Below are 17,337 nucleotides of genomic sequence, written 5' to 3'. Positions count from 1 at the left end.
GAGCGAAAGGCATTACACAAAGTATGTCCCGGAAAGCCACTTGTCTGGATAATGCGGTTGCTGAAAACTTCTTTGGCTTGCTCAAGACGGAACTGTTCTATTTGGAAAAATTCGATTCCGTTGAACAGCTCGAAAAGGCCATTGTTGAGTATATCGATTACTACAACAACTGCCGAATCAAATTAAAACTAAACGGCCTGAGCCCTGTGCAATACAGGATTCAGACCGTTCAGGTTGCTTGATTTTAAATTTTGTCTAACTTTTGGGGTTCATTTCAGTTTCATCGAAGCTTCTTTTTTTGGTAAAACCGGAGTTTTCCCTCTCTTTTCAACATGACGTTTTTGCTTCTCTTCCATGTGGAAAACTGCCGCCTCAAAAATTCCAGATTGGAGAAGTGAAAACTGCCCCGGTGCGGAAAGCCTCGAAAAATAAATTTTTGCCCTCGACTTTCTTTTGGAAAAAAGAAAAAATCCCTCTATTTCTCCCCAAAAGCTTCCAGCATCCGCCTGGAAGAATACAACAGGTATAACGGAACGCTTCCAAAACGGTGGAAAACTCGGTGGAAAAAGTGGAAAACACTGTGGGAAACCCCGCTTCTTTTTCACAAATCCAGTGGAAAACCCGGTGGAAAAAGTTAAAAGATGATTCCAGTGGGGATAAAACGCGGGAAAAAAACGGGCGGCGGGGCTGTTCTCTGCCGCAAACTCTCGCAGGGATTTTCTTGAATGGCGTGGGCAAACATGATACAATGGTGTGCAGAAAGGCTCTCAGAAATCGGGCCGCAAAATTTAAAACACGGAGGCGTTTGCCTATGAACTGGATCACCAAGCTGGAGCGGAAATTTGGCCGCTATTGCATCCCCAACCTGATCTCCATTCTGATCGGCGGTCAGATCCTGGTCTATGCAGTGGAGCTGTTTGTCAACCAGTATATTTCGTTCTACCTCAACCTGGACCGTGGCGCTCTGCTGGCGGGCCAGATCTGGCGGGTCATCACGTTTGTGTTTGTGCCGTTCTCGGGCGGCGGGCCGCTGAGCGTGGTTTTGGGCATCTACTTCACCTGGTTCATCGGCACGGCACTGGAAAAAGAGTGGGGCGATTTCCGCTTTAACCTCTATCTCCTGCTGGGGATGCTGGGGGCGGTGCTGGCCTGCCTGTGCACGGGTTGGGCAGACACCTACTGTCTCTCCCTCTCTCTCCTGCTGGCCTTTGCCATGCTCTACCCGGAGGTGCAGGTGCTGCTCTTTTTCGTCATCCCGGTGCGGGTGAAGTATTTTGGCCTGTTCGCGGCGGCGCTCTGGGGGTTCAGCTTCCTGACGGCTGCCCCGCTGGGCAAGCTGAATTATCTGCTCTGCATGGTGGGCTTTGCGGCGTTCTTTGGCCCGCAGGCTGCCCGCAGTGTCCGGGCATGGATCCGCCGGGAGCAGTGGAAGAGGAAAAACAGACGATGATGATCGACCGGATCGAGGGCAACGCGGAGCTGAAAAAGAGCGTCCGCATGATGCTGGACAGCCGCCGGATGACCCACAGCCTCCTGCTGGTGGGCGAGGAGGGGCTGGGCGCGGGCTTTGCGGCCCGCTGCGTGGCGGCCGATTATCTCTACCCCGCAGGCGGAGCGCCTGCCGAGGCCCTGCTGCGGGGCGAGTGCTGCCGCGCCGTGGGCAAGCCCGGCGACCGTGACAGCGGCCGGGTGGAGACGGGCATCGTCCGGGAGGCCATCTCCATTACGGGCATGGGCTCCGGCGGGCGGTATCTCGTCAGCCAGGTCAAGGCCATGCGGACCGAGATCTTCAACACCAGCCTCTCGGCGGAGGGCCGTGCCGTCCTGCTCTACCATGTGGAGCGGATGAATGAGGAATCGGCCAACGCCCTGCTCAAGGTGATGGAGGAGCCGCCCGAGGGCGTGCTTTTTATCATGACGGCAGATTCGCTGGCAGGCGTGCTGCCCACCATCCGGAGCCGCTGCATCAGCTTTGCGGTGGCCCCGGTCTCCCCGGAGGCCTGTGCCCGCTACTGCACCGCGCGGGGCGTGGAGAAAAAGGACGCCGCCCTCTACAGCGAGCTGTTTGACGGCCACATTGGCACGGTGCTTGCGGCGGCCCGGGACGAAGACCGCCGGGCCCTGGTGGAGCAGGCGCTGACCCTGGCAAAGGCCGCACAGGCCCGGGACAGCTATGCCGCCGCCGTGCTGCTGGCGGGATACGAAAAAGACAAGGCTGGTGCCACCGCCCTGCTGGCCGATTTCCGGGCCGCCGCGGCCGCCGGCGTGCAGGGCAGCAAACATTCCCCGGTGCAGGGCGAAACGGCCCGTAAGGCCCTTGGATTGGCGGATACGGCCATCTGGCATCTGTCCACGCAGGTCAACCCCAAGATCACGCTGTCGGTGCTGGCCGCAAAGTTCCGGACGCTCTGAAAAATCAAAAAAGCTGCCGCGTTTTTTTGCGGCAGCTTTTGCTGTATCAAAGAAATTATCTTCTGCGGGTCTTGCGGCGGCGGCTGAGGTTCAGCGAGCCTCCCCCCATGACCATGGTGGCGAAGCTGAGGACGGCTAAGATGAGGATGAGGCTGCCAGAAGCTCCAGCGTGGCTTTGAGGTCGGTGCGAAAGTCCGAGATATATTCCTGATGGGTCACGAGGTCCACGGTGCCGATCTCGTAGCCGTCCAGATAGACGGTGGCACTGCCGATGACGGCGTTGTCTTTCACGGTAGCGGAGACGCTTTCCGGCACCTCGAACGAATAAGTGATCGGATCGTCCGCGTGGCCGTAGCCGCTGACAGGCTCGGCGGCGTAGAGCTCCACGGCTTCCTCACTGCGGCACTTGGTCAGGGGCACCGTGGTCAGCACCGTTTGGGTGTCGGTCAGCTGGCGGTCCGAGAAGCTGGCAAAAGCCCAATCGAGGATCTCCGCGCACTCGCGGTAGATGTTATCGAGGTCAGAGCCCAGGACGACGAGGCCGTAGGTGTGGCCGTCTTTTTCGGCAAAGGTGACAAAGCAGCGGCCCGCCAGCGTGGTGAAGCCGGTTTTCATGCCACGGATGTAATCGCGGTAATAGGCGTACTCCGGGTTGAGCATGAGGTTGGTGGAGGTGATGGCCCGCTCGTTCTGGTGCAGGTTGGTGGCGGGCAGGGTGTAGCTCTGGGTGTTGGCCACCTGCATGTAGGTCTCGTTGGCGTAGCAGGCGGAGGCGATCTTGGCCAGATCTTCGGCGGTAGAGACATTGCCGTAATCATACAGGCCGTGCACGCAGGTAAAGCTGGTGCCGGTGCAGCCCAGTTCCTGGGCTTTCTGGTTCATCATGGAGACAAAGGCGGGCAGGTTGCCGCCGGAGACATCGCTGGCGATGACGCTGGCCGCGTCGTTGGCGCTGGCCACCAGCAGGCCGTACAGCAGGTCAATGCGGCGCACCGTCTCCCCGATGCGGAGGTTCATGGTGCTGCCGTTGGCGTTCTGGATGTCCTTGAACTCCTGCGTCAGGCTGGTGGGAATGGTGATCTCCTCGTTCAGGTCCTTGCCGCTCTCCAAAAAGAGCAGGGCCGTCATCATTTTGGTCAGGCTGGCAATGTAGCGGGACTGCCCGGCGTTCTGGTCCAGGATGGGCTTGCCCGTGTTCAGATTGAACAGGTAGACCGACTCGGTATCGCTCACGGTCTGGATGGGCATGTCGTAGGCGGCAAAGCCCGCCAGTGAGGCCGAGACGGCCAGCACAAGGGTCAGGGCCAGCGCGGCGGCCCGGCGGAACAGTGATGTGGTTTGCATGAGCATATCCTCCCAAAGAATCAGATCATCCCAGCAGGTTCTGCCAGAACGAGAAGAGCGAGTGCTTTTTGGTTTCGGGGGCCGCCGCCTTGGGCTGCAGGTCGGGGTTTGAGAATGCCCAGTCGAACAGCTCGGCGGCTTCCCGGAAGATATTCTGGCTGTTGGAGCCTAAGATGACAAGGCCGTAAGTCCGGCCGTTCTGGCTGGCAAAGGTGACAAAGCAGCGGCCCGCCTGGGTGGTGAAGCCGGTCTTCATCCCCTGCGCGTAGCCGCGGTAGTACGCGCTGCCCGGCTTGAGCAGCCGGTTGGTGGAGGAGATGTTCCGGGCCGGGTGGATATTGGTGGCCGGCAGGGTGTAGCTCACCGTGTTGGCTACCTGCATGTAAGTACCGTTGGCGTGGCAGGCCAGCGCGATTTTTGCCATATCCCGGGCGGTAGAGTAGTTGTTGTGATCGTACAGGCCGTGGGGGCAGGTAAAGTGGGTGTTGGTACAGCCCAGCTGGCTGGCCCGGGCGTTCATCCGGGCGGCAAAGGCGGCCAGGTCTCCCCCGGCGGCGTCGCTGGCCAGCACGCTGGCCGCGTCGTTGGCGCTGGGCACCAGCATGGCGTAGAGCATGTCGAGGCGGCGGACACTCTCCCCGGCTGCAGGCCGATGGTGTGGCCCCGGTTGGCCCGGATGGCTTGGAACTCCGGTGTCAGGCTGTCCGGGATGGGGATGCTCTCGTTCAGGTCGGCCCCGCTTTCCAGTACCAGCAGGGCGGTCATCATCTTGGTCAGGCTGGCAATGGGCCGCACCTGATCCGGGTTCTGCTCTACAAGGGCCTCCCCCGTGCTGGCGTCAAACAGATAGACCGCCTCCGCGTCATAGGCTGTCTGGATGGGCATGGCGTAGGCGGCGGCAAAGCCGGGCAGGGCCAGCGCCGCGGTCAGGGCAAGGGTGAGCACCAGCGCCGCCGCCCGGCAAAAAAGGGAATGCTTGTGCATGGGAAAAAACTCCTCCGGAAGTTTTCAGCTTCCTCTTGAACTGTGACTGATAAAAGAATACCATAAATGAAGAAAAAGAGAAAGGTGGTTTTTCACAATGATCCTATCCTTTGGTGGAAAAAGCCCCCGGGACGAGGGGGCGGCCTTTGTGGCGGACAACGCCACCGTGCAGGGCGACGTGCTCCTCAAGCCGGGCACGACAGTCTGGTACGGGGCTGTGCTCCGGGGCGACAGCGGCACCCTGACGATTGGCGAGAACACCAACATCCAGGACAATGCCGTCCTCCACTGCGACGCGGGCGGGAAAGTGCTGCTGGGCAAGAATGTCACCGTGGGCCACTGCGCGCTGGTGCACGGCTGCACCGTGGGTGATGACAGCCTCATCGGGATGCACGCCACCCTGCTCAACCACAGCGTGGTGGGCAAGCGGTGCATCATCGGGGCCGGGGCGCTGGTGCCGGAGGGCATGGTCATCCCGGACGATTCCGTGGCCGTGGGCGTCCCCGCCCGGGTCATCAAGAAAATCACCCCGGAGCAGCTGGAGCACAACCGCGCCAACGCCGCAAGCTATGTGGAAGAGGGCAAGGCGCACGCCGAGGCGCAAAAAGAGCGAACCTGAAAAACCGCGTCCGTTCTGGTCAAAATGACCAGACGGGCGCAAATTTCGTTAATTTGGTAAAAAAACGAAATATTTATTGGAAACTGTGACAATTGACAATATCTCGAATGGCAGCAAGACGACGACCTTTGTGATGAACGCCAACGGCGAAGTTGTGTCCGAATAAGATTTAACTCTCAACCCCGCAGGTAGAGCAGCATCTACCTGCGGGGTTTCTACGGCAAAAACTTTTGTGTGAAAACAAAGCGAAAAATTTTCGTTCGGTAATTAACACATTTTTCACAAGAAAGTAATGACTTTTGTGCGGAAATCGGGTATACTATCCTCACAAGGGCGCGGGGCCGCAACCGCTCCCTTGCACATGATTCCTCCTCACACCAAAGCAATACCCCAAACAAAATCCCCCTCCGGTGTACCGCAAGCGCCGGAGGGGGATTTTGGGTTTTATACAGGTTTATACCGCGCCGTAAATGCCGTGTACCGAGACTTCGCCGGTGAAGACATGCTCCTCGCCGGAGTCGGTGCGGACAACAAGGCGGCCCTCTTCGTCGATATCCACGGCTTCGCCGCTGCCCTCGCCGCCGCCGGGCAGGTCAAAGGTCACGCGGCGGCCGATGTTGACACAGGCCTTTTTGTACTCCTCCCGGAACGGCGCGAAGCCATCCCGCGCGAAGACGTACATGGGGCGGTCAAAGCCGAAATCCGTCAGGGCCTCGGCCAGCCACTCGGGGTCGGTGGTCAGATCGACATTTGCCCCCTGCAGCGCCAGCGAGGTGCCGTGGGGCAGGTCGGCGGCGTCAAAATAGCTCTGGGGCTGGGCCAGGTTGATGCCAATGCCGCACAGGATGCCCCGGCCCTGCTGCTGGTAGCCGTAGCTGACGCCCTCGCAGAGGATGCCCACGATCTTTTTGCCGTTGAGCAGCAGGTCGTTGGGCCATTTGATCTGGCACTCCACGCCGTAGCGCAGGGACAGCTGCCGCCGCACGGCCAGGCTGGCCAGCAGCGGCAGGGTGGCAGGCTGGGCCAGCGGTTCCCGGATGGCCACGGTGTAGTACAGGGCTTTGCCCTCGGCGTTGACCCAGGTGCGGCCCAGGCGGCCCCGCCCGGCGGTCTGGTTGGTGGTGTACACGGCCCCCACGGGGCCAAACTCTTCAAAATGCTCTTTTACATAGGCGTTGGTGCTGCCGCATTCGGGCAGATAGCGCACCTCATTGATGCTCATGCTTTGGGTACCTCTTTGTGCTCATGGCCCACGACCTTGCCGTCGGCCAGTGTCAGGATGCCGTAGGTGTCGGCCCCGGTGTAGCAGCGGCCGCAGGAGCCCGGGTTGAACAGGAACACCCTGCCCCGGGTCTCGGCCAGCGGGATGTGAGTGTGGCCAAACAGCGCCACCTGTGCCCCGCGGGCGGCGGCGGCGTCCGCCAGTGTATCCAGATCGTATTTTACGCCGTACATGTGCCCGTGCGTATAGAAAACGATGACCTGATCGAAAGCGGCCAGCCCGTCGTAGGGCTCCAGCGCACCAAAATCACAGTTTCCGGCCACGGCATAGGTCCGCAGGCGGGGGTATTTGGTCAGTGCAAGTTCTAAATCGCGCAGGCCGTCGCCCAGAAAGATCAGGGCGTCGATGTTTTCCCGTTCTGCTTTCAGGATGCGCGCGATGGCGTCGCTGCCGCCATGGCTGTCGCTCAGGATCAAAAGTTTTGTCACGAAAGGGGCCTCCTCAATATTTTAATACGTCTTAAACCTCTCAGTCGAGCTCCGCTCGCCAGACACTCCTCTTTCGGCACTTTCGTGCCACCTCCCCCGACCGGGGGAGTCTTTCCTGACAGGGGAGCCTTTGGCAAATAGAAAAAGCTTCCATCGACTGCCAAGGCCTCCCCTGCTAGGGGAGGTGGCATTGCGTCAGCAATGACGGAGAGGTTTAATTCTGCTGCAACACCAGCAGTTGTTTATAGATCTCGCTCTTGGAGTAGGGCGTGCCCTGGGCTGCGGTTTTGGCGGCTGCCGAGGGGCCAAAGCCCTGCCGGGTGAGCTCCAGCGCCCGCTGGGCGGCTTCGTCCAGCGTCAGCTCGGTGGGCTCCGCGGCGGGGGCGCCGGCCATCACCAGCACATACTCGCCCGGGCTCGTTGGCGGCGTAGTGGCCACGGCCTCGCCCAGGGTGGTCTTCCAGATCTCTTCATGGAGCTTGGTCAGCTCCCGGCAGAGGGTGATGCTCCGGTCCTCGCCAAAGGCGGCGGTCAGGTCGTCCAGCGTGGTGCGCAGTTTGTGGGGTGCCTCGTAAAAGATGACGGTCCGCTTCTCGCCCAGCAGCTCGGCCAGACGCTCCTTTTTCTGCTTCCGGTTCACGGGCAGAAAGCCCTCAAACACCCAGCGGGAGGTGTCCTGCCCCGAGACGGCCAGTGCCGTGACGCAGGCCGAGGCGGCGGGCACGGGCACTACTTTGATGCCCCGGGCCAGTGCGTCCCGCACGATGACCTCGCCCGGGTCGGAGACGCAGGGCATTCCGGCGTCCGAGCAGAGGGCGCAGTTCTCCCCCGCCTCGATGCGGCGGAGGATGCCTTCGCCTTTCTGGAGGGCGTGCTCATAGTAGCTGACCATGGGTTTTTTCAGGCCCAGAAAGTTGAGCAGCTTCATGGTCACGCGGGTGTCCTCGGCGGCAATGAAATCCGCCGCGCCGAACGTTGCCGCCACACGGGGCGGCATATCCTCCAGGTTGCCGATGGGAGTTGCCACGATGTATAATGTTCCGGCCATAACAGCCCTCCTCAGTGTTTTCCGTACATTGCAGCACCGGCTGCAATGAGAATGTCCGGCTCGATCTTCAAGCCCGTTTTCCGGTTCTTCTGCGCCTCCACCAGAAACAGCCAGGGGGCGCTTTCGGCTCTGTTTTTCACAAACGCCAGCCGCTTGGGCTCCAGTCGGTGGGCCCGCAGCACGGCCAGCACCTCGGCCAGCCGCTCGGGCCGGTGGCAGAGCGCCAGCCGCCCGCCGTCTTTCAGCAGCCGGAACCCGCAGGCGCAGACATCTTCCAGCGTGCAGTCGGTCTCGTGGCGGGCGGTGGCCCGGGCCGCGTTGCTGCTCTGGAAGCCCGCCGTAAAATAGGGCGGGTTGCAGGCGCAGAGGTCAAAACTGCCCTCCCCTCCCGGTAGGCGCGCAGGTCCGCGCAGACGGGGGTGATGTGGGCAAGCTCCGGGCCCTGCGCGGCCACGGCTTCCGCCAGCAGGGCGCTGGCCTCCGGCTGCAGCTCCAGGGCCGTGCAGGGGCCCCGGTGGCCGCTGTCGTGCCACTCTAGGCTGACAATGCCGCAGCCCGAACACAGGTCGCTGCTTTCTGGCCGCGTTTGGGCGGGCAGAACCGGGCCAACAATAAGGCGTCCGAGCCAAAGCGGTGGACGGACGAACAATAGACTTCTGTTTTATTATACAAAATCTCGGTTGAATGTTCCATATACAGGCTCAAAATCCTTTGCCAAAATATCGGGGCCGAAAATCCGACAAAATTGTGCAGGCCGGGAAAATTGCGCGGAAACAGAAAAGCGGCAGACCCGTTTGGACAGGTCCGCCGCTTTTTGTGTCTGTTTACAGGGATCGCTGCAATTATTCAGCAGTGATAGCACCGGTGGGGCAAGCGCCCTCGCAAGCGCCGCAATCGATGCAAGCGTCTGCGTTCACAACTGCAACACCACCCTCGATGGTGACTGCACCAACCGGGCAAGCGCCCTCGCAAGCGCCGCAGCCAACACATGCGTCAGAAACCTTGTGTGCCATAATCGTACTCTCCTTATCTCCCGTGCGGTCATTTATGAAGAAACCTGCCCTTGCACGGCGGGTGGCGGGCTCCCTCGGAAATCTTATCCTTGACACGATTCTAGCAAAGCAAAATCAAAAAGGCAAGACTAACCGTACCGCGCAAAATGCAAAACCCGTTTTTTTGTTGGGTTGCACAAAAGCACAGGCTAACTTCTGGAGGAAATTGAAGAGATTTTTTGGCGAAAATCACGAAATATGGTTAGTTTTAGCAGACTAACTTGGTAAATTCCCACTATTTTTCTGGGAATTATCTACCCTTTTTGGGGCAGTTTCCGCAACCCGTGCCGCCATTGGCGTCGGCGGAAGCCACCACCGGGGCGGGGTTGCGCACGCCGGAATAATCGTCGTCCGGGTCCGGGCGGCGGGGGGCGCGCTTGCCGCCGCTGATGTACTCACACACGCCCACCTTGTAGTAGCGCGGGGTGAGGGCCTCGGTGCCGCAGCGCACCCGCAGATAGCCGGAAACGGGGTTGACTTCCAGCACGGTGCCCAGGCCGTCCGGGGTGCGGACGGTGCTGCCCACCATGGGCATGATGCTGTTCAGGTACTCGTAGGCGCTCTCCTCGTAGGCCAGACAGCACATCAGACGGCCGCAGGCACCGCTGATCTTGGTGGGGTTCAGGGACAGGCCCTGCTCCTTTGCCATCTTGATCGAAACAGGCTGGAAGTCCTTTAAAAAGCGGGAGCAGCAGAACGGCTGGCCGCAGATGCCCAGGCCGCCGATCATCTTGCTCTCGTCGCGCACGCCGATCTGGCGCAGCTCAATGCGGGTGTGGAAGATGCCGGCCAGGTCCTTGACCAGTTCCCGGAAGTCCACACGGCCGTCCGCCGTGAAGTAGAACATGATCTTGGAGCGATCAAGGGTGTACTCGGCCTCCACCAGCTTCATTTCCAGGCCATGGCGTGCAATGCACTCCTGGCAGGTGTGGTAGGCTCGTTTCTCGTCCTCGCGGTTCTGGCGCATCCGGCGCACATCCACGCTGTCGGCCATCCGGGTAATGGGCTTGAGGGCCTTGGGCACTGCCGTGTCGGCGATCTCCCGCACGCCCTGCACCACCTCGCCGCACTCAATGCCGCGGGCCGTTTCCACAATGACGTAATCCCCGGCCTTGATGTCAGCATCGGCGGGGTCAAAATAATAGCTTTTGCCGTTGTCCTTAAAACGGACAGAGATGACTTTTTTCATAGCATTCCTCTTTGGGGTGGTTGTTGTTCTCGTTGTATCTGAGTCGGGCTCCAAATGAGCCTGATATTCCATTCTGATGTTAGTATACCATAATCAAAACCACATTTCCACGAAAAAAATAAAATCGCCGCGTCCGGGCACCGTGTTCGGGCCCCCAAAAATTGGGCGGCGGGTGCAATGATCGGCCCGGCTCGTTCGTATACAACCTGATTTCGACATGAAAATTCTGGAAACGGGTCAAAAAATTGAGGAATTGAGCGGAGAATTCCCCGGTTGCGGAAAAGTATCTTAAGTTTTATAAAAGATTCACCAAGGGACTATTGCAACCCCCTCCCCCTCGTGTATAATAAGGATACTAAAGGAAATTTAAGCCCCGCTGCTTGGGGGGCCTAAGAGAAACGGTAGGAAGAAATGGAAAAATTCAGTGTCAAAAAACCGTTTACGGTGCTGGTTGGTGTTGTCATGGTCCTGCTGCTGGGGTTCGTGGCCCTCAGCCACATGCAGACCAACCTGCTGCCGGACATCAGCACGCCGTACCTGATGGTGGTCACGGTTTACCCCGGTGCCAGCCCGGAGCGTGTGGAGAGTGAAGTCTCCGACGTGATGGAAAACGCCCTGGGTACCGTGGCGGGTGTGGACACCATCACCGCCACCTCGGCGGAAAACTACAGCCTGCTGCTGATGAAGTTCTCCGAGGGCACCGATATGAACAGCACCATGGTCAAGGTGTCCAACAAGGTGGACCAGACGGTGTCCAGCCTGCCAAGCAGCTGCCTGACCCCTTCCATCATTGAATACAGCATGAACATGAATGCCTTTATGACGGTTGCCATCAGCCGCGAGGGCAGTGATGTCTACGACCTCTCCGATTTCGTCAGCGGCACGCTGGTGCCCTATGTGGAGCGCAGGGGCGGCGTGTCCAGCATCTCGGCCAACGGCCTCATCGAGAAGATGGTGCAGGTGCAGCTGAGCCAGTCCAAGATCGACGTCATCAACGAGAAGCTGCTGGAGACCATCGACGTCCAGCTGGCGGCGGCCCATGAGCAGCTGGAAGCCGCCCAGGCCCAGATCGAAGCCGGCCGCAAGGAGTACGAAAAACAGCTGAAAAACTACGGCGACATGGTCTCCGATACCGTGATGGCCCAGATGGGCACCGAGGTGGGTGCCGCCGTGACCACCGTCCGGGATAAGGCGCAGGCCCTGCTGGACAGTGTGAACCAGCTGATCGCTGTGGTCAACGAGCCGGAGATCCAGCAGGCGCTGATCGAGGTGCGCGATGGCCTGCAGCATGTGGTGGACCAGTTCAACGAGACGGGAATGCGGGACATTGACTCCCTCATTTCCATCATCGGCGAGCTGCGCGATATCACCGATAAGCTCACCGTTGCCCTGCAGCAGCTGCAGAACCGCCTGAACCTGGAAACGGGTGCCGACGGCAGCACCGCCGGAGATCTGGCGGGCGACCTGGAAGTGCAGCAGAGCATGAGCACCATCTATAAAACGCTGGAAGATACCATCAAGGCCATGGACAATGTGCCCGAGCTGATGAACACGTTCTCCCAGGCGCTGGGCAGCTATTCCAGCCAGCAGCTCTCCGCGTACATGAAGTTTACCGAAGCCCGTGAGATGCTGAACAACTACCAGACCCAGTACGACGAGGCCAACGCCCAGTATGAGGCGGCCAAGGAGAAAGCCCTCGCCAGCGCCGATGTGGCCAAGCAGCTGGATATCGACACGCTGGCCACCCTCATCTACGCCCAGAACTTCTCCATGCCCGCCGGCTACGTCAAGGACTCCAGCGGAAAATCCTGGCTGCTGAAAGTTGGCGAGGAGTACGACAGCGTGGCCGATATCGAGGGCGCGCTGCTGCTCCATGTGGATGGCTTTGGCGATGTCCGCCTCTCCGATGTGGCGGATGTGGAAGTCATTGATAACGCCGAGGCTAGCTATACCCGTCTGAATGGCGAGCGGGCCGCCGTGCTCAAAATTTTCAAGAGCTCCACGGCCAGCGCCAGCACGGTTTCGGATAACTGTCTGGAAGCGTTCAAGGAGCTGGAAGCCCAGTACGACGGCCTGAAAGTGGTCGTTCTGTCCAACCAGGGCAACTACATTACCGTTATTGTCAAGAGCATCCTCACCAGCATGATCGTGGGTGCCGCTCTGGCCATCATCGTGCTGGCCATCTTCCTGAAAGATATCAAGCCCACCCTCGTGGTCGGCATCAGCATCCCGCTGTCCGTTCTGTTCGCCATCGTGCTGATGTACTTCACCGGGCTGGACCTCAACGTCATGACGCTGGCGGGCCTCTCCCTCGGCATTGGTATGCTGGTGGATAACTCGGTCGTCGTCATTGAGAACATCTACCGTCTGCGGGGCCGGGGCGTCCCTGCACCCCGCGCGGCCGTGCAGGGCGCAAAGCAGGTGGGCATGTCCATTGTAGCCTCTACCCTCACCTCAGTCTGCGTCTTCGTGCCTGTTATCTTCACCTCCGAGACGGTGCGCAACCTGATGCAGCCCATGTCTCTCTGCATCGGCTACTGCCTCATGGCCTCCCTCATCGTGGCCATTACCGTTGTCCCGGCGGCGTCCTCCACCGTGCTGAAAAAGGCCGAGCCCAAGAAGCTGGCCTGGTTTGAGAAAGTGCAGGACAAGTACGGCAAGAGCCTGGAGTGGTGCTTCCAGCACCGCGCCATCCCGCTGGGGGCTGCCATCGTTCTGCTGGCATTCTGCGGCTGGCGGGTCTTCTCCATGGGCATCACCCTGCTGCCGGAGATCACCAGCAACGAGGCCATCGTGGAGATCTCGACCACGGCGGATATGAGCAAAGAGGATTCTTACGATGTGGCCGGGCAGGTGGTGGAAGCCCTGATGGCGGTGGACCATGTGGAAGAGGTGGGCATCACCACCGATACCAGCGTGGCCGGCATCGACGTTGGCCAGCTGGGCCTTCCCAAGGCTATTACCGACCTGCTGAACGCGGCCAACAGCTACGGCAGCTATAAGATCAATGTCAAACTGGATGAGAGCCTCTCCTCCACCCAGATCGAAACCGCCCGTCAGGCGCTGGAAGACGCCCTGGGCAGCGTGGAAAACTGCACCGGCACCGTGGAGATCAGCGGAATGCAGGAGCTCACCAGCATGATGGCCAACGGCCTCAGCGTCAAGGTCTACGGCCCCGACACGGCCACCATCACCCAGCTGGCCGATAAGGTCGTGGAGATGGTCAACAACACCGAGGGCTTTACCAACGCCACCACCGGCCTGGGCAACGGTGACGCCACCATTGAGCTGCAGATCGACCGTGATAAGGTCCGTGCCTATGGCCTGACCGTCGCGCAGGTGTATCAGCAGATCGCGGCGGACCTGACCACCACCACCACCGCCAAGACCCCCGTTGTGGTGGACGGCACTTCCATGACGGTCCAGATCACCGATAACCTGGACCCCGTCACCAAGGAAAACATGATGGGCATTGCCTTTGAGACCACCACCATGTCCGCCGATGGCACCACCACCACGGGCACCTGTAAGCTCAGCGATATTGCCACCTGGACCGTGGGCACGGCCCCCGACTCCCTGACCAGCGAGAACCAGACCCAGTTCGTCACCGTCACGGCGGACACTCTGCCCGGCTACAATACCACCGTGCAGGCCCGTCAGGTCAAGAAGACGCTGGACGCCTACACCCTGACCGATGAGATGCCGGAGGGCTGCTCCTTTGACGTGGGCGGCGAGTCCGGCAACGTCAACAAGATGACCAATGAGATGGTGCAGTGGCTGGCACTGGCCCTGCCGTTCGTCTATCTGGTCATGGTGGCACAGTTCCAGAGCCTGCTGTCCCCGTTCATCGTGCTGTTTACCATCCCGCTGGCCTTTACCGGCGGCCTGATGGGAATGCTGCTCACGGGCCAGCAGCTGACCATGATCTCTCTGATGGGCTTCATCGTCCTGATGGGTACCGTCGTCAACAACGGCATCGTCTTTGTGGACTACACCAACCAGCTCCGCCTGGGCGGCATGGAGCGCCGCGCGGCCCTCATCGCCACCGGCAAGACCCGTATGCGCCCCATCCTCATGACCACCCTGACCACGGTGCTGGCCATGCTCCAGACGGCCCTGAGCAACGATATGGCTGGACAGCTGATGCGCGGCATGTGCGTCGTCATCATCTGCGGCCTGAGCTATGCCACTCTGATGACCCTGTACATCGTCCCGTTGATGTACGACATCCTCTTCAAGAAGCCGCCGCTCAACGTGGATATCGGCAGCGAGGAAGACCTGGACGACATCCCGGACGACGCGGCCGAGTTCCTGGCGCAGGCCAACGCGCAAGCATAAATTCCCCTGCAAACAAAAAAATCCTCATGGAGCGCTCATGGGGATTTTCTTTTGCAAAACCACCAAAAAATCTCCCAAAATATTGGCTGTTAATTCTAAAAAGTTCTGCCCACAAGCGTGTGAAACTATGATATAATCATAATTATGAAAGATACACTCAGGAGTGCGCCTGCTGGGTGTGAACCAAATGATGAGGAGGCGAGCGCAATGGCACAGTTTCGTTCCAAGCCTTTTGGCGTGACAAAAAGCGGCGAAAAGGTCAACGAGTACATCATCTCCAACCCCGGCGGACTGGAAGTGCATGTGCTGAACTATGGCTGTGTGATCAAAAATATCCTTGTCCCCACAAAAAAGGGCCCGGTGGACGTGGTCATAGGGCATGACACCCTGGCCGACTACGAAAACGACTTCAACTCCCAAGGCAGCACCTGCTGCGGCGCGTTTGTGGGGCGGTACGCCAACCGGATCGAGAACGCGGTGTTCAGTGTAGGCGGCAGGGCCTACCATCTGGAAGCCAACAATGGCAAAAACCATCTGCATGGCACATTCCCGCGCAAGATCTACGAGGTGAAATCCTTTGGCGATACCCTGTTACTGGAGGCGGAGAGCCCGGATGGAGAAGACGGGTTCCCCGGCAATCTGAAAATTTCGGTGCGGTATATCCTCACGGAGGACAATGCCCTGCGGATGGACTACCGGGTGTCCTCCGACGCGGACACCGTGCTGAACCTCACCAACCATACATATTTTAATCTGGATGGTGAGGGCGATGTGCTGAACCAGAAGCTCAAGCTCTACGCGTCCCGGTATCTGGAGGGCAACAACGAGACCTGCCCCACCGGGCGCATCCTGCCCGTGGCGGGCACGCCGATGGATTTTACTTCCGGCAAACCGCTGGGCAGGGACATCGACACGGGCTTTTCCCAGACCACCATGGTGGGCGGCGGCTTTGACCACTGCTTTGTCATTGACCGGGACCGCGGTTCCAGCCAGAGCCTGTGCGCCTGGGCCACCAGCGAGAAAAGCGGCATCAGCATGAAGATGTACACCACTCAGCCGGGCATCCAGCTTTACACGGGCAATTTTTTGCAGGATTGCCCCACCCCGGGCAAGGGCGGCGTGCCGCTGCAGAAATACGGCGGCTTTGCGCTGGAGACCCAGCACTTCCCCTGCAGTCCCTCGCACCCGGAGTTTCCCACCACCATCCTCCGCGCGGGCAAGGTCTTCCGCGCCAACACCACGCTGCGTTTCTTTACCGGACGCCAGTGCGGACGCCTTTGAAAAGAGAGAACGGAATGACCGCCCGGCCGGGCGGTCATTTTTGTGTTCCGGGTGATCTTTCTCTCATTTGCACAAAAAGCGTCTTCCCTCCATGGGCAGGATGCAAAAAAAATTGTGGTTTCATCATCGTGCAGAAAAAGATGCAACAAGAATCCAGCCGCATAAAATGGGCGGTACTTGATTCCGTGTGCAAAAAGCGGTATTCTTTAGGCAGCAGGGGCAAGGCCCTTACAAAGAATGCAACAATGGTGACGAGAGAGAGGTTTTTGCAATGGCAATTCTGGTTTCCGGCGGCGCTGGCTACATTGGCAGCCACACCTGCATTGAACTGTTGAACGCTGGCTACGATGTGGTGGTGGCCGATAACTACTATAACGCTTCTCCGGTGGTGCTGGAGCGGGTCAAGCAGATCACGGGCAAGGACTTCCGCTTCTATCAGGCCGATATGACCAAGCATGAGGATGTGGAGAAGATCTTCACCGAGTGCCCGGACATCACCGCGGTCATCCAGTTTGCAGCCTACAAGGCTGTGGGCGAGAGTGTCTCCAAGCCCATTGAATACTACTATAACAACCTCAACTGCACCCTGGTCATCCTGGATGTGATGCGCCGCCATGGCTGCAAGAACTTTGTCTTCAGCTCCTCGGCCACCGTTTACGGCGACCCCGCCAGTGTGCCCATCACCGAGGACTTCCCCGTGGGTGCCACCACCAACCCCTACGGCACCACCAAGGCCATGACCGAGCGGATCCTGACCGATGTCTGCAAGGCGGATCCCACCCTGAACGTGGCCCTGCTCCGCTACTTCAACCCCATCGGTGCCCACAAGTCCGGCCTCATTGGTGAGGACCCCAACGGGATCCCCAACAATCTGATGCCCTACATTGCAAAAGTCGCTGTGGGCAAGCTGGAAAAAGTGCACGTCTTCGGCAACGATTACCCCACCCCGGACGGCACCGGCGTCCGCGATTACATCCACGTGGTGGATCTGGCCCGCGGCCATGTCTGCGCCATCCGCAAGCTGGAGACCAATTGCGGCCTCTTCATCTGCAACCTGGGCACCGGCAAGGGCTACAGCGTGCTGGATGTCATCCATGCCTTTGAGAAAGCCTGCGGCAAGAAGCTCCCCTACGTCATCGAGGCCCGCCGCCCCGGCGATATCGCCGAGTGCTACGCCGACCCCTCCAAAGCCAAGCGTGAGCTGGGCTGGGTGGCTGAGTACGGCATCGAGGAGATGTGCGCCGACAGCTGGAACTGGCAGAAGAAGAACCCTGACGGCTACCACACTGCAAAATAAAAGGATTTTCCACTGCGATTGTCCATAACGTTGAAAACACCCCTGTCTGCCGCGGCAGACAGA

19 protein-coding genes are annotated in these 17,337 nt (G+C 59.5%); 9 read left to right on the top strand and 10 right to left on the bottom strand.

The features are described from left to right. Positions 1-242: IS3 family transposase (locus tag DXA70_RS12640; protein ID WP_147341633.1), on the top strand; the 242-nt coding region annotated here is incomplete at its 5' end. Positions 243-269: 27 nt separating this feature from the next. On the opposite strand, the gene DXA70_RS12635 is transcribed toward DXA70_RS12640, so the two are convergent. Beyond that, positions 270-749 carry a hypothetical protein gene (locus DXA70_RS12635; RefSeq protein WP_128118672.1) on the bottom strand — a complete coding sequence of 160 codons (480 nt, stop codon included), beginning with the start codon at positions 747-749 and terminating at the stop codon, positions 270-272. Between the two features lie 62 nt (positions 750-811). On the opposite strand from DXA70_RS12635, the gene DXA70_RS12630 reads away from it, so the two are divergent. After that, positions 812-1,450, top strand: a complete 639-nt coding sequence (locus tag DXA70_RS12630; RefSeq protein ID WP_128118671.1) for a rhomboid family intramembrane serine protease — start codon at positions 812-814, stop codon at positions 1,448-1,450. Beyond that, positions 1,447-2,412 carry a hypothetical protein gene (locus tag DXA70_RS12625; protein ID WP_022257518.1) on the top strand — a complete coding sequence of 322 codons (966 nt, stop codon included), beginning with the start codon at positions 1,447-1,449 and terminating at the stop codon, positions 2,410-2,412. The genes DXA70_RS12630 and DXA70_RS12625 overlap by 4 nt, the downstream gene beginning before the upstream one ends. Before the next feature lie 135 nt (positions 2,413-2,547). Here DXA70_RS12625 and DXA70_RS12620 read toward each other — a convergent pair whose 3' ends face one another. From DXA70_RS12620 to DXA70_RS15170, 3 genes are read right to left on the bottom strand one after another with little or no spacing between them, the layout of a single operon-like run. Beyond that, complete coding sequence (locus DXA70_RS12620) at positions 2,548-3,756, bottom strand: D-alanyl-D-alanine carboxypeptidase family protein (RefSeq protein WP_243001397.1); 1,209 nt, start codon at positions 3,754-3,756, stop codon at positions 2,548-2,550. 25 nt (positions 3,757-3,781) lie between these two features. Next, complete coding sequence (locus tag DXA70_RS12615) at positions 3,782-4,372, bottom strand: hypothetical protein (protein WP_278321346.1); 591 nt, start codon at positions 4,370-4,372, stop codon at positions 3,782-3,784. Beyond that, positions 4,273-4,740 carry a hypothetical protein gene (locus tag DXA70_RS15170; protein WP_278321345.1) on the bottom strand — a complete coding sequence of 156 codons (468 nt, stop codon included), beginning with the start codon at positions 4,738-4,740 and terminating at the stop codon, positions 4,273-4,275. Before DXA70_RS15170 ends, DXA70_RS12615 begins: the two co-directional genes overlap by 100 nt. A gap of 97 nt (positions 4,741-4,837) precedes the next feature. Between DXA70_RS15170 and DXA70_RS12610 the strand changes: the two genes are divergently transcribed. Then, positions 4,838-5,359, top strand: a complete 522-nt coding sequence (locus tag DXA70_RS12610; RefSeq protein WP_128118670.1) for a gamma carbonic anhydrase family protein — start codon at positions 4,838-4,840, stop codon at positions 5,357-5,359. Between the two features lie 454 nt (positions 5,360-5,813). Here DXA70_RS12610 and DXA70_RS12605 read toward each other — a convergent pair whose 3' ends face one another. From DXA70_RS12605 to DXA70_RS12585, 5 genes are all read right to left on the bottom strand, one after another. Continuing rightward, the gene (locus DXA70_RS12605) at positions 5,814-6,581 is read right to left on the bottom strand and encodes a biotin--[acetyl-CoA-carboxylase] ligase (RefSeq protein WP_022257513.1); all 768 of its coding nucleotides are present in this window, start codon (positions 6,579-6,581) and stop codon (positions 5,814-5,816) included. Next, positions 6,578-7,069 carry a YfcE family phosphodiesterase gene (locus DXA70_RS12600; RefSeq protein ID WP_112116175.1) on the bottom strand — a complete coding sequence of 164 codons (492 nt, stop codon included), beginning with the start codon at positions 7,067-7,069 and terminating at the stop codon, positions 6,578-6,580. Before DXA70_RS12600 ends, DXA70_RS12605 begins: the two co-directional genes overlap by 4 nt. A gap of 214 nt (positions 7,070-7,283) precedes the next feature. Beyond that, a complete protein-coding gene (gene rsmI, locus DXA70_RS12595) occupies positions 7,284-8,117 on the bottom strand; it encodes a 16S rRNA (cytidine(1402)-2'-O)-methyltransferase (protein WP_128118669.1) in 834 nt (277 codons plus the stop codon). A gap of 11 nt (positions 8,118-8,128) precedes the next feature. After that, positions 8,129-8,650: a hypothetical protein gene (locus tag DXA70_RS12590; protein ID WP_243001396.1), complete on the bottom strand. Its 522-nt coding sequence runs from the start codon at positions 8,648-8,650 to the stop codon at positions 8,129-8,131. 309 nt (positions 8,651-8,959) lie between these two features. Further along, the gene (locus tag DXA70_RS12585) at positions 8,960-9,130 is read right to left on the bottom strand and encodes a 4Fe-4S binding protein (protein WP_022257509.1); all 171 of its coding nucleotides are present in this window, start codon (positions 9,128-9,130) and stop codon (positions 8,960-8,962) included. Between the two features lie 34 nt (positions 9,131-9,164). Between DXA70_RS12585 and DXA70_RS13830 the strand changes: the two genes are divergently transcribed. Then, positions 9,165-9,389, top strand: coding sequence for a hypothetical protein (locus tag DXA70_RS13830; RefSeq protein WP_181567017.1), 225 nt, complete (start codon positions 9,165-9,167; stop codon positions 9,387-9,389). A gap of 30 nt (positions 9,390-9,419) precedes the next feature. Here DXA70_RS13830 and DXA70_RS12580 read toward each other — a convergent pair whose 3' ends face one another. Beyond that, positions 9,420-10,358: a stage 0 sporulation family protein gene (locus DXA70_RS12580; protein WP_128118668.1), complete on the bottom strand. Its 939-nt coding sequence runs from the start codon at positions 10,356-10,358 to the stop codon at positions 9,420-9,422. A 411-nt stretch (positions 10,359-10,769) separates the two neighbouring features. Here DXA70_RS12580 and DXA70_RS12575 point away from each other — a divergent pair, with 411 nt between their 5' ends. The 4 genes from DXA70_RS12575 to galE all read left to right on the top strand — a co-directional run bounded on the left by DXA70_RS12575 (position 10,770) and on the right by galE (position 17,274). Continuing rightward, positions 10,770-14,696: an efflux RND transporter permease subunit gene (locus tag DXA70_RS12575; protein ID WP_128118667.1), complete on the top strand. Its 3,927-nt coding sequence runs from the start codon at positions 10,770-10,772 to the stop codon at positions 14,694-14,696. Positions 14,697-14,903: 207 nt separating this feature from the next. Continuing rightward, on the top strand, positions 14,904-15,977 hold the full coding sequence (locus DXA70_RS12570; RefSeq protein ID WP_128118666.1) for an aldose epimerase family protein: 1,074 nt from the start codon (positions 14,904-14,906) through the stop codon (positions 15,975-15,977). A gap of 14 nt (positions 15,978-15,991) precedes the next feature. After that, a complete protein-coding gene (locus tag DXA70_RS13675) occupies positions 15,992-16,312 on the top strand; it encodes a hypothetical protein (protein WP_158565171.1) in 321 nt (106 codons plus the stop codon). After that, the gene (gene galE / locus DXA70_RS12565) at positions 16,249-17,274 is read left to right on the top strand and encodes a UDP-glucose 4-epimerase GalE (RefSeq protein ID WP_022257505.1); all 1,026 of its coding nucleotides are present in this window, start codon (positions 16,249-16,251) and stop codon (positions 17,272-17,274) included. The genes DXA70_RS13675 and galE overlap by 64 nt, the downstream gene beginning before the upstream one ends. The last annotated feature ends 63 nt before the right edge of the window (positions 17,275-17,337 follow it).

This window comes from Faecalibacterium sp. OF04-11AC (assembly GCF_003460645.1).
Lineage (GTDB): Bacteria > Bacillota > Clostridia > Oscillospirales > Ruminococcaceae > Faecalibacterium > Faecalibacterium prausnitzii_I.
Note: the sequence above shows the minus strand (reverse complement) of the source record. Positions and strands in the feature narration are given on the sequence as shown.